Annotated in this window: 13 protein-coding genes; 12 read left to right on the plus strand and 1 reads right to left on the minus strand. The window is 37.9% G+C overall.

All coding sequences use genetic code 11. From position 1 onward, the window contains the following. The first annotated feature begins 2 nt into the window (after positions 1-2). From IEV18_RS09760 to pseI, 10 genes are all read left to right on the plus strand, one after another. Entirely contained in the window at positions 3-1505 is a 1503-nt protein-coding gene (locus IEV18_RS09760) for a capsular polysaccharide export protein, LipB/KpsS family (RefSeq protein ID WP_188392208.1), read from the plus strand. Positions 1506-1526: 21 nt separating this feature from the next. Further along, positions 1527-2117 carry a class I SAM-dependent methyltransferase gene (locus tag IEV18_RS09765; protein ID WP_188392209.1) on the plus strand — a complete coding sequence of 197 codons (591 nt, stop codon included), beginning with the start codon at positions 1527-1529 and terminating at the stop codon, positions 2115-2117. A gap of 68 nt (positions 2118-2185) precedes the next feature. Further along, on the plus strand, positions 2186-3295 hold the full coding sequence (locus tag IEV18_RS09770; RefSeq protein WP_188392210.1) for a polysaccharide pyruvyl transferase family protein: 1110 nt from the start codon (positions 2186-2188) through the stop codon (positions 3293-3295). 82 nt (positions 3296-3377) lie between these two features. Beyond that, complete coding sequence (locus IEV18_RS09775) at positions 3378-4340, plus strand: dTDP-glucose 4,6-dehydratase (RefSeq protein ID WP_188392211.1); 963 nt, start codon at positions 3378-3380, stop codon at positions 4338-4340. Next, positions 4330-5532, plus strand: a complete 1203-nt coding sequence (gene pseC / locus IEV18_RS09780; protein WP_188392212.1) for a UDP-4-amino-4,6-dideoxy-N-acetyl-beta-L-altrosamine transaminase — start codon at positions 4330-4332, stop codon at positions 5530-5532. Before IEV18_RS09775 ends, pseC begins: the two co-directional genes overlap by 11 nt. Positions 5533-5534: 2 nt before the next feature. Next, complete coding sequence (locus IEV18_RS09785) at positions 5535-6272, plus strand: cytidylyltransferase domain-containing protein (protein ID WP_188392213.1); 738 nt, start codon at positions 5535-5537, stop codon at positions 6270-6272. A 3-nt stretch (positions 6273-6275) separates the two neighbouring features. After that, positions 6276-7979: a UDP-2,4-diacetamido-2,4,6-trideoxy-beta-L-altropyranose hydrolase gene (pseG, locus tag IEV18_RS09790; protein ID WP_188392214.1), complete on the plus strand. Its 1704-nt coding sequence runs from the start codon at positions 6276-6278 to the stop codon at positions 7977-7979. A gap of 15 nt (positions 7980-7994) precedes the next feature. Beyond that, positions 7995-8672 carry a formyl transferase gene (locus tag IEV18_RS09795; protein WP_188392215.1) on the plus strand — a complete coding sequence of 226 codons (678 nt, stop codon included), beginning with the start codon at positions 7995-7997 and terminating at the stop codon, positions 8670-8672. Position 8673: 1 nt separating this feature from the next. Continuing rightward, a complete protein-coding gene (locus IEV18_RS09800) occupies positions 8674-9369 on the plus strand; it encodes a PIG-L deacetylase family protein (RefSeq protein WP_188392216.1) in 696 nt (231 codons plus the stop codon). Positions 9370-9395: 26 nt separating this feature from the next. Further along, positions 9396-10445 (plus strand): pseudaminic acid synthase, encoded by a 1050-nt coding sequence (gene pseI / locus IEV18_RS09805; protein ID WP_188392217.1) that lies wholly within the window; start codon positions 9396-9398, stop codon positions 10443-10445. Positions 10446-10632: 187 nt separating this feature from the next. On the opposite strand, the gene IEV18_RS17595 is transcribed toward pseI, so the two are convergent. Continuing rightward, complete coding sequence (locus IEV18_RS17595; protein ID WP_188392218.1) at positions 10633-10722, minus strand: helix-turn-helix domain-containing protein; 90 nt, start codon at positions 10720-10722, stop codon at positions 10633-10635. Positions 10723-10858: 136 nt separating this feature from the next. Here IEV18_RS17595 and IEV18_RS09815 point away from each other — a divergent pair, with 136 nt between their 5' ends. Next, positions 10859-11479 carry a hypothetical protein gene (locus IEV18_RS09815; RefSeq protein WP_188392219.1) on the plus strand — a complete coding sequence of 207 codons (621 nt, stop codon included), beginning with the start codon at positions 10859-10861 and terminating at the stop codon, positions 11477-11479. A gap of 182 nt (positions 11480-11661) precedes the next feature. Further along, positions 11662-12213, plus strand: a complete 552-nt coding sequence (locus IEV18_RS09820; RefSeq protein WP_188392220.1) for an NADPH-dependent FMN reductase — start codon at positions 11662-11664, stop codon at positions 12211-12213. Positions 12214-12807: the final 594 nt, after the last annotated feature.

The raw sequence follows: 12807 nt of genomic DNA on the forward strand, positions 1-12807 counted from the left end.
CGATGAATACGTATATACAAAATTATTGGTCTTTATATCTAGAATTCATTAATGATTTTCAAGAATTAATATATAAAGGGTATTCTTTGCCGTATCTATGTCATTTTCCAAGTTTGATTCGAAAAAATAGAGAAGTTTGGGGAAGCTTTCGCAATGTAGACTTTACGAAAGAATTAAGAAAAAAGGTAAAGGATCAGAAAGAAGTTCAGGAGCTGTTTGATCAGTATATTAAATCTTACAAAAGGTATGCAGCAAATAAAAACAGTGATGGAAAAATTGTAATTCAGTATGATTCATTGCTGCGGATACCAAAAACAGCGATGGCAGAAAACTTTGATTCAGAAGAAACCGTTCTCCTTTTTCCGAATGCGCCGCGAAAAAATAAGGGAAAACAAAGAGATAAGTTTAAACTCAATTCTTATAAACCGTCTGAATATGGACCTGAATCCCGCAGAATGACTATCACTACAGTAAAGGAAGGATACAGTTTACCTGCATATTATTTAAGCAGCTACACTGCCGATGTCAGAAAAGCTGTATACCATTTGCAACACCAAGCTAAAAAAATTTTTGAATCCAAAAAGGAACATCCATTATATAAACATACAAGTTTCCAAACTGCTTTTCTGAAACAGCTCTCAGCCATTATTCAAAAAATTGAACAAACAAAAGCGTTTCTGGACGAGGTGAAAGCTTCCTGTATCATTGTATCCTCTACATTATATTTTAATAGTCGGGTATTAGTAATCCATGCTGCTGAGAGAGGCATACCGACAGTCTGTCTCCAGCACGGGATTATCGGAACTGAATTCGGGTATATCCCAAAAATGGCAACGATTGATGCGGTTTATGGAAATTATGAGAAAGATTTCTATAAAAAGCTTGGTGTTCCCGAGAGGGCGATTGAAATTGTCGGACATCCGAGATTTGATCAGGCATTTACAAAGCATTCGATTTCAAGATTGGAATTGCATGAGAAGTTAGGTATGGATTGTAATAAAAAGACATTATTGCTAGTTGTTCGGGGTAATCGTGATATTGATAATTGGCGCGAATTAATCCGTAACGTTTCCAAAACACTGGATATAAATATACTGGTAAGAAATTATCCGAAAAACAATACACCTCATTTACTCACAAAGGAATTTGCCTTTGTTCATTCCTCTAAAAACTTTGAACTATATGATTTGCTCCGTAACGTCAATGGCGTTGTTTCCTATTCCTCGACAGTAGGTTTAGAAGCAATGTTATTGAACAAACCTGTATTTATTCTGCACTTAAATGCCCCAAGCTACACAGATTATTATGAGAATCTTGGCCAGCTCTTCCAAACAAATCCTAAAAAACTAAGCAAAGTCATTATCAGATATTTTCGTGATCCCGTATGGCAAACGTATGCAAAGGAGAAACGGGAAGAATTTCTAAAGTATGCATATCCTGATTTTACGCATTCAGGTGAACGATTAAAAAAATTAATTAACAGAATAAAAGCTGGTAATTTTTAACCGGCAGTAAAGGAGTTAAAGATGAAAAATAAAAAAAGAACATTAAAAGAAATCCATGATTATTGGATAAATAATAGTAAACCACAACGTTATGCACTGCATATAAAAAGAAGTGAATTTTTGCAGAAGTATGTAGACAAGTATATTACGCCAAAGGGGGAAATATTGGAGATCGGCTGTAATGTCGGAAGAAATTTGCATTATCTTTATGAACACAATTATAAAAATTTAACGGGCATTGAAATAAGTGAAGAGGCTATAAAAGAACTTAAAAAAACGTATCCGTCCTTAGCACGAAACGTAAAAATAATTCACTCATCTGTAGAAGATAGTATAAAAAAACTTCCTGAAAATCATTACGACCTCGTTTTTACTATGGCTGTATTTGAGCATATTCACACGGACAGCGATTGGATTTTTGCCCAAGTGGCAAAAATAACGAAACACTATTTAATCACCATCGAAGCCGAAGATATTCAACATTGGCGATTCTTCCCAAGAAATTATAAAGAGGTATTTGAAAAATATGGATTTTTACAGGTTGAAGAAGATATATGCCCGGATGATTTAGGATTGAACGGCTATAAAATCCGTGTGCTGAAAAAGCAGTGACAATCTGTCAATCGGTAATGACTGCATTGACAACGTTATAAACGGATAATTCATTGGAGGTTATTTTATTGAAATATTTATTATTATCCACCTACCCGGTGAAAGGAACTAGAAATTCAGGCGATGACTTAATTGGTAAGAGCGTGATTAAGCTGTTAAAGCACCATCTAGACGCAAATATAAAAGTAGATACAGTATATGTTTCTGACATGAAAGATGCAGCTAACCTGCCGACTGATTATAAAGCTGTATTGGCCCCTGTTTTGCGGCCGACAGTAAAAGGAGAAGAGGTGGTGCCAAAATATAGAAATGAATACCTGCGTTTTGCAGTGAATAATGATATACCATTTATCGTTATCGGCTCCGGGTGGAAACAATATCCAGGAACGTACGCCCAATCTATGAATCTTGAAATGGATCCAAGTGAAAAGAGGATGTTTAAAAAACTATTTAACAAGAAAGCTTCTTCAAATATCATCTCAAGCAGAGATGCCTATACAGAAAACTTTATCAGAAATAATGGTATTACCAGTTTTGGTACAACGGGGGATCCTGCCTTATTTGACCCGGAATATTTAGGACTGCCCGCCAGGCTCCCTGATAGGATAAAAACGATTGCTGTGTCAATGCCCCATAACCGATTCCATAACGGAAAAACGTACGAAATGGCCAAAGAGCTGAAAAAGCGATATTCTTGCAGAGTTATATTGACATTTCATGGTTATTATAAAAATTTATATACCGATTTAGCGAAAAAATGGGCAGATGGTCCAATCGAATTAATAGATTTGTCGGGGGATGCCGAAAAACTAAACTTTTACAACAATATCGATTTACATGTCGGATTCAGGCTCCATGCCCATATTTTCTTTTTAAGAACACGAAAGCCGAGCTTATTGCTTGCAGAAGACGGGAGAGCTACAGGACATCTCGCTACCATTAAAGGACTTGGATATTCTGCAGCACCAAAAGAAGCTTTCGAGTTGTCTAAAACGATGCCGTTAGAGGCTGATCAGCGTAGAAGGCATTTTAACAGAATGGCTCCGCCGAATGATGTTTATACTTTGCTGGAACAGGAAATTAATTCGGGATATCAAACAACGAAAAAATCGCTTCAGATTATAGATAGTTTGTGGAGAGACAAAATGAAGCCATTGTTGGAATTAATTCCGTATTAAATCCATGAATACGTACCCAGAACACGAATATTTCCTTATAGAGGAGATAAATGAAGAGTGAGAAGGTGGAAGGAGGAAAACAATGAAAGTTCTTGTAACTGGTGGAGCAGGATTTATCGGAAGATGGGTTGTGGACCGGTTATTAAAAGACGGACATAAAGTATGGGTGATAGACGATTTGTCCAACGGAAGATGGGAAAATATCCGGGAATTGGCAGCTAATGATAATTTTTCAGATTTCATTAAAGGAGACATAAAGGATAACCGTATTCTACAGCAACTGTTTTCCAACGGATTTGACATATGTTTCCACTTAGCCGCAAGCATTAATGTACAAGACAGTATTGATAATCCAAAAGCAACATTTGATAACGATGTAATTGGCACTTTCAATATTTTGGAAGAATGCCGAAAAAATAACGTAAAAATCGTATTTATGAGTACGTGTATGGTATATGACCGTGCGAATAACGAAACAGGGATAACCGAGACCCATCCTGTGAAGCCTGCTTCTCCATATGCAGGTTCGAAGCTGGCGGCAGAAAATATGGTGTTGTCTTATTATTATGCGTACGGTCTTCCTGCTACAGTAATCCGACCATTCAATACGTATGGTCCTTTTCAAAAAACTGGAGGAGAAGGAGGAGTAATTGCTATCTTTATCCAGAATAAATTAGCAGGAAATAAGCTGCAAATATACGGCGAGGGTACCCAGACTCGAGATTTCCTATACGTGGAAGATTGTGCCCGATTCGTTGTAAAAACAGGTTACTCCAATAAAGTAAACGGGGAAATTATTAATGCCGGTCTTGGTGAAGATATAAGCATTAATAAATTGGCTGAACTAATTGCAAAGGACAAGAAACGTATTCAGCATGTAGATCATATCCACCCGCAAAGTGAAATTCCAAAATTGCTTTGTAACTATAACAAAGCAAAAACGTTATTGGATTGGGAACCTAAAGTCTCCTTAATTGCTGGAATTGAAAAAACAGAAAACTGGATTCGTTCCGAGCGTGGAAAAGGGAATAATCATGGGACCTAGTAAGCTCGCTTTATATGGAGGTAAGCCAGTCAGAGATTCTTATTTGCCTTATGGGAGACAGTGGGTTACCGATGACGATATTAATTCTGTCATTAAAGTGTTAAAAGGCGATTATCTCACCACTGGACCGCTTGTACCCAAATTTGAAGAAGCAATAGCAGAATACGTAGGAGCTGACTATGCTGTTGCATTTTCCAGCGGGACTTCCGCTTTGCATGCAGCCTGCTTTGCGGCAGAGATTGGAAAAGGAGATGAAGTCATTGTCTCTCCTATCACTTTTGTTGCCTCTGCCAATTGTGTGCTGTACCAAGGGGCAACTCCTGTCTTTGCAGATATAGACCCAAAAACTTATAATATTGACCCCAACCAGATTGAAAGTAAGATTACTTCCAAAACGAAGGCAATTATTCCCGTTGATTTTACAGGTCAAGCCGTTGATATGGATAATATTAAAAAAATTGCAGACAGATACGGATTACACATTATTGAGGACGCAGCCCATGCACTTGGAAGCGAATATAAAGGAAGAAAGATTGGCTCGCTGGCAGATATGACCGAATTTAGTTTTCATCCTGTTAAGCCGATTACCGCTGGCGAAGGAGGCGTAATAACAACGGATAACGAAGAATTTTATAAGAAATTGCAGTTATTTAGAAGTCATGGAATTACAAAAAATAAAAAGGACTTTTTCGATAGCGACGGACCATGGTATTACGAACAGCAAGCATTAGGCTATAATTATCGGATTACCGATATTCAATGTGCCTTAGGATTAAACCAATTAAATCACATCAGCAAGTTTCTCTATAGGAGAAGGAAAATAGCTGATCGCTATAATCAGGCATTCTGCGGCATGCAGGAGGTCAACATTCCATTTGAAGCAGAATATTCTAATTCTGGATGGCATCTTTATATACTAAGATTAAATATGAATCTGCTGCAAGCGGACAGGAAAGATATATTCGAAGCTCTTCAGGCGGAGAATATTGGCGTAAATGTACATTATATTCCTGTTTATTATCATCCGTATTATAAAAAGCTGGGATATAAAAAAGGACTTTGTCCAAATGCTGAAAAGTTGTATGAAGATATGATTACCCTTCCATTATTTCCAAAAATGACAGATCAGGATGTCGAGGACGTCATTGCTGCAGTAAAGAAAGTAATTGGTTATTTTCGAAAGCAGGTGTGAGCATGAAGGTAGTTGCTATTATCCAAGCGAGAATGGGATCTACAAGGCTTCCGGGAAAGGTTTTAAAAAAAGTATTGGGAAAAACGTTATTGGAGTATCAATTGGAAAGGGTTCAAAAATCAAAACGGATAGACCAAGTAGTGATTGCAACTACGAGGTTGACAAGAGATGACCCGATTATTGAAATATGCCAACTGTTAGCCGTTGATTATTATCGTGGGTCTGAAATGGATGTCTTATCCAGGTACTATGAAGCTGCATTGCACTATCAGGCTGACGTCGTAGTTCGGCTGACGTCTGATTGTCCGGTGATTGACCCGCAAGTCATTGATACCGTTATTGACGAATATCTTATACAACGTCCGAAGTTTGATTATGTCTCCAACACTTTGGAACGGACTTATCCAAGAGGAATGGATACGGAAGTCTTTTCCTTTCAAGCATTGGAGTTTTCCCATCAGCGAGCGGCTGAATCACCTTTCAGGGAACATGTTACCCCTTTCATTTATACCAACTCCAATATGTTTCAATGCAAAAGCGTCTGCTATGAAAAAGATGTGAGTGACCATCGGTGGACGGTAGATACTATAGAGGATTTCCGCTTAATTTCAAAAATCATTGAGCATTTATATCCGCAAAATAAGGATTTTACATTAGAAGATATGTTGCATTTGCTGGAAGAAAATAGGGATTGGAAAAAAATCAATGAACATATTGAACAAAAGGAAATAGGACGATAGATGATGAATGTCTGTATACGTACTGATGCATCTATAGAGATAGGCAGCGGCCACGTGATGAGATGTTTGACGTTAGCGGACGAATTACAGAAAGAAAATCATAACATCTTTTTTATTTGCCGGGAACTAAAAGGTGATTTGATTGATTTCATTAAAGCAAAAGGATATTCCGTTTATAAACTCGTAAATTCCTATTCGGGAAATGTCCCGTTTATCACGAAACATTCTCATTGGCTCACCGTTCCCTGGAGCCAAGATGCAGAACAGTCAATAGCGGTTTTGCGGAATAAAAAAGTAGATTGGCTTGTTGTTGATCACTATGCGATAGATTATCACTGGGAGCGGAAAATCAGACCTTATGTACAACGTATGCTAGTTATCGATGATTTGGCAGATCGGAGACACGAATGCGACCTTCTTTTAGATGCAAATTATTTCCCCCACACAGATGAAAGATACAAGGATTTGGTTCCTGGCAACTGCAGAACTTTGCTCGGCCCGGGATACGCTTTGCTAAGGGACGAATTTAAACAGCATACACCTCAGTTTCGCCGTGAGCTGAAGCGGATTTTAGTTTTTATGGGAGGAAGCGATCCTGACAATGAAACGCTAAAAGTTATTCAAGGTTTTCAGCTATTAAAAAATAATGCTATTGAAATGGATGTTGTCGTAGGAAAGCTTAATAAAAATAGAGATTTAATTAAAAAAATGTGTCATCAAAGTCCTAATATTTATTTTCATTATGATATTCAAAATATTTCCGAATTGATGGCTAGGGCAGACCTTGCCTTTGGTGCCGGAGGAAGCACAACATGGGAAAGATGCAGCCTGGGACTTCCGGCTTGTGTCATAACTATCGCAGAAAATCAAAAAAACATAACAAAACATCTGGCTGCAATAGGTGCAGTTATTGACCTGGGGGAAGCAAAAAAAATTACCTCTTCTAAAATTGCTAAAACTATTGGTTATTTTATAAAAAATCCGCGGGAACTGACCAAAATGTCAAGAAAATGTTTAGATTTAGTTGATGTTTCTGGTGTTAGGAAGGTGGTGAAGATAATGAATTTCCGTAAAATAACCATTGTTACCGACAAAGACAGTTGGATAAATCAATATATTCCAGTACTAATTAATGGGCTAAATAAAAAACATGAAGTTTTGTGGGTTCATAATATGAGAGAAATAGAGGAAGGAGATATTGTTTTCATATTAAGCTACAGCAAAATACTTACACCAGATATTCTAAAGAAAAACAAACATAATCTCGTAGTACATGAGAGTGCTCTACCTAAAGGGAGGGGCTGGTCACCGCTAACATGGCAGATTCTTGAAGGAAAGAATGAAGTGCCGATTGTCCTTTTCGAAGCGGAGGAAAAGGTGGACAGCGGCGCAATTTATCTGGAAGATAAGTTAATATTCGACGGTACTGAACTAATTGATGAGATACGGGAGCAACAGGCAAGAAAATCAATTGAATTATGCTTAAAGTTTGTCAGCAATTATGATGAAGTTATAACATCCAGAAGAATACCCATCGGTACCCCTACTTACTATCGCAGACGGACTCCTGAAGACAGTGAACTTAATATATACAAATCCATTGCTGAACAATTTAATTTGTTAAGAGTAGCTGACAATGAAAAGTATCCGGCCTTTTTTGTTATTCATGGGAAGAAATATTATTTAAGGATAGAAGAGGCAAAATAGGGAAGGAGATTCAGGATGAATTATATCATTGCTGCTAATCATGAAAGGTACTCTGCTATTCCTGAAAATTTATCCAAACGGTTGGACGGGAATTTTATTTTTCTTAAGGAGAAGGAAGAGCTGTCCTATAAGAAGCTAAAGGAAATAAACCCTCGGTATATTTTTATCCCACATTGGTCTTATATTATTCCGGAAGAGGTCTACAGTAATTTTAAATGTATTATTTTTCATATGACTGATTTGCCTTTCGGACGGGGTGGAAGTCCTTTGCAAAACTTAATTTCTAGAGGAATATATGATACGAAAATTTCTGCTATAAAATGTGTGAAAGAAATTGATGCCGGCCCGGTTTATATGAAAGAGCCATTAAGCCTTTATGGTACAGCGGAGGAAATTTATTTGCGTTCCGCAAAAATAATTGAAGACATGATATATAAAATGATTATTGATTTTCCTACGCCTGTTGAGCAAATAGGGGAGGCAGTCCAGTTCAACCGGCGAAAACCGAGTGATGGCAATCTGGAAGACTTGGAATCATTGGAAAAGGTTTTTGATTATATACGGATGTTAGATGCAAAAGGGTATCCTAAAGCATATATTGAAACGAAGCACTTTATTTTTGAATTTCAGCGAGCCAGTTTTAGAGGCAACTCCATTCTTGCGGATGTAATCATAAAAAGAAAGGAAATGTAATATGAGCAATAAAGTCTTAGTTATCGCGGCTCATCCTGACGATGAAGTTTTAGGATGCGGGGGGACGATGGCAAAGCATGCAAAAAATAATGACCAAGTCTATACAGCTATTTTAGCTGAAGGGATTACAAGCAGGGATAAGAAAAGGGACCGGAAACGCTATATCAATGAAATAAGGGATTTAGCCCTTGCGGCACAAAAGGCAAACGATATTTTAGGGGCAGCTTCTTTACAAATGTTTGATTTTCCCGATAATCGGATGGATTCTTACGACCGTTTAGATGTTGTTAAAGCCGTTGAGGAGCTCATTAGCAAACTGAAGCCAGACATTGTGTACACCCACCATGCAGGGGATGTAAATATCGATCATCGGAGAATTCATGAGGCGGTTGTTACGGCATGCAGGCCCATTCCAGGGAAACATTTAGTCAAACGGATCCTGTTTTTTGAAACGGCTTCGAGTACAGAATGGATGACGCCAGGTTCGGCACCGGGATTTGTCCCTAATTGGTATGTGGATATTACAGACACGCTACAGCAAAAATTAGATGCTTTACATGAATATGAGTATGAAATGCGTGACTGGCCGCATGCGAGATCAATCAAGGCTTTGGAATATCAAGCTCGGTGGAGGGGAGCAAATATTGGAGCAGAAGCCGCGGAGGCATTTATTTTAGGAAGGAACATTGAAAATTAACGGGAGATGGAGGTTGACAAATTAAAGTGGATGTAATAAAAATTGGGGATAAAGCAATAGGAGAAGGCCATCCGCCTTTTATCATCGCGGAAATGTCGGGGAATCATAATCAATCATTGTCGCGGGCGCTGGAAATTGTTGAAGCAGCTGCAGAAGCGGGGGCTCATGCTTTAAAGATACAGACTTATACCGCAGATACAATGACGATCGACAATAAGGACGATGATTTTATGATTCAGGATAAGGATAGCCTTTGGAATGAAAAGTCTCTATATGAATTATATAAGGAAGCATATACGCCGTGGGAGTGGCATCAGCCGATTTTTAAGCGGTGTAAGGAGCTTGGAATGATTTGTTTTAGTACTCCTTTTGATGAATCGGCAGTTGATTTTTTGGAATCTCTTGACGTTCCGTGTTATAAAATAGCCTCCTTTGAAAGTACAGATTTGCCTTTAATCCGAAAAGTAGCAAAAACAAATAAGCCGATGATTATTTCCACTGGGATGTGCTCTGCAGCTGAAATTGAAGAGACGGTTAAAACAGCAAAAGAAGCAGGGTGTAAAGAATTAATATTAATGAAATGCACCAGCACCTATCCAGCATCCCCCGAAAATACGAATATTAGGACAATCCCCCATATGAAGGAATTATTTCAGTGTCAGGTTGGTTTGTCTGACCATACCTTGGGAGTCGGTGTGGCAGTTGCAAGCGTAGCACTGGGAGCAACGGTGATTGAAAAGCACTTTACACTATCCCGGGATGCTGGAGGCGTAGACGCACACTTTTCCCTTGAGCCTGAAGAAATGAAAACGTTAGTAGAAGAAACGAAACGAGCATGGGAATCCCTTGGCAACGTCAGCTATGGCATGACCAAGGCAGAAGAATCCTCTATCAAATTCCGGCGCTCCTTATATGCAGTTAAAGATTTGCAAGCAGGAGATGTCTTGGATAAAGGAAACGTACGAATTATTCGTCCTGGCTACGGTCTTCCACCAAAGTATTATGATATTGTGCTAGGCAAAAAAATTACTCGAGCAGTGAAAAAAGGTACCCCCATAACCTGGGATTTAATTTAGAGTAAGATTTTTTTAAAAAATTTAGATGAATACCAGTAAGATAAGGTGGGGTGAAAGAAAGCTGGATGGAAGAATTAATTTGTAAGAAGTAGGTTTCGGTTTTCACTGCTGATTTTCATCCATGTCCCTGCCTTTTACATACTACTTGGAGTGTAATTGTTCCTCTCTTTACTAAATTTCAATGTGTTTACTTTTTTTTATATTCTGAAGGTGATTTTCCTGTTATTTTCTTAAACACTCTGCCGAAATAGGAAGCGTCATCATAGCTACAATTCACCTGAATATGCGGAAGAGGTAGTCAATACGAAAGCCCATTGGGATGCTGCGTTTGAAGCCCATAAAAAGTCAGTTACCATCTTGAAAAATTCGGAAGAAACGCTGCCGCTGACAAAAGAGAAGCTGGAAGGAAAAAAGTGTATATCAAGTTTTATCATAAAGATAAAGAAATCGCGCAAACATATATGGAAGATGCATTAAAAGATGTAAAAGAACTGGGGCAACTTGATTTAACCGAGAATTATGAAGAAGCAGATATCGCCATATTGTTCCTGCACCCAAAATCCGGCCAATATTTCAATGCAACGCCAGGACTGCTCGAGCTTGAACTTTGTGAAAATAAAGAAGTAAAAGCATTAGATGGCACACCTTACAAAGAAACAACATTAAGCGAAATGGACCATTTAAATAAAGTGGCAGAAAACGTGAAGAGCCGCGGCGGCAAGGTAAATATTAGCGTCAATATTATTTTGCCTTGGATTCTTGGAAATGCTGAACCATTAGCAGATGCTCTTATTGCAGGGTATGACACTTTTTACAAGGCACAACTGGAAATCATTGCAGGGAATGATTCTCCAACTGAAGTGATTCCACTGACACTGCCAGCAAGTGAAGCGGTCATTGCCGTCGATGAAGAGGGGAACTGTTTATCGAGAAATGACGTTCCAGGCTACGACAAAGACAAATATATGCGAGAGGGTCTAAGCTATGCTTATAAAGACAATGACGGCAATGTATATAGACTTGGCATGAGTTAAGATATTGAGGGTATTAAAAAAATCCGAACAGTTCGTTCGGATTTTTTCGTTCTGGTATAGCTTTGAATACAGTAAATGCTGAAAGATGGCGGCAAAAATATTTAATTCATTTATCTTGACTTCAATATAAATTAACCTTATATTTATTTTGAATTAAAGATAAATAGAAAGGATGAGCATCTTTGACAAAAGTAGGCATTATCGTAGGAAGTCTTCGTAAAGATTCCTTTTCAAAACAAGTAGCTAAAAACGTAACTCCATTATTTCCGGAAGGTTATGAAACCGAGTTTATCGAAATCGGACATCTTCCGTTATTTAATCAGGATTATGAAGGAGATTTGGGGACTCCGGAAGTATATACCGATTTCCGCAATAAAATTAAAGGACTGGATGCTGTTTTATTCGTAACTCCTGAATATAACCGCTCCATTCCTGCAGTATTGAAGAACGCGCTGGATGTTGCTTCCCGTCCTTACGGCGAAAGCGTATGGAATGGCAAACCGGCAGCGATTATCAGCGTATCTCCTGGTGCTTTAGCCGGCTTTGGCGCCAACCATCATTTGCGTCAAGTACTTTCTTTCTTAAATATGCCTGTCGTTCAGCAGCCGGAAGCATATATCGGAAGTGTGCATGAATTGCTGGATGAAAGCGGGAAATTAAATGCCGACACTGTACAATTTTTGCAATCTCTTGTTGATGCATTAGTAGATTTGATTAATAGACATAAAGCTTAATAGAATTTGGATAAAAGCTGGCTTCATAAGGATTCCCTTATGAAGCCAGCCTTTTTCGTTATTGGTTTAGTTCTTTTGTAAATGAGCAAAAATTCGGACTGAATATGGAAGGAAAATCCATATTACTCATATATCCGCATTGGCCATTGGAAAAAGTATTCCAACATTCGATTTATTGTCGGCAGGATGAGTGGTATAAGCAGCACAAGCAAAAATAGCTATAGGCAGACGTAAAAATTAATTATAAATAGCCACTTGACAGCCGCTGTCAGAAGTGATAAATTATACTTAATTAATAATACTTTATTTCAGTTTATTTTTTTACCGAAATATCTTTAATTAATACTAAATGAATTAAAAATATTTTACCTGAATTATTCATACTTCCAATGAAGATTTAATTTGATACCAAATCCAATGATTTTTTGTTATCTAAACAAGTAAGAGCTGCTAATTTCGATAAATATGATAAATGATAAAGGTGAATGGCAGTAAAATCCTGATTTTGGGCATACTACCCCCTTGGTCTTTCATCCTTTTAAAAAAACAGCTATTCAATTGAATTATTCTAGCTTAAGACGTTGAATTCGCTGA

This window comes from Compostibacillus humi (assembly GCF_014637175.1).
GTDB lineage: Bacteria > Bacillota > Bacilli > Bacillales > Amphibacillaceae > Oceanobacillus > Oceanobacillus humi.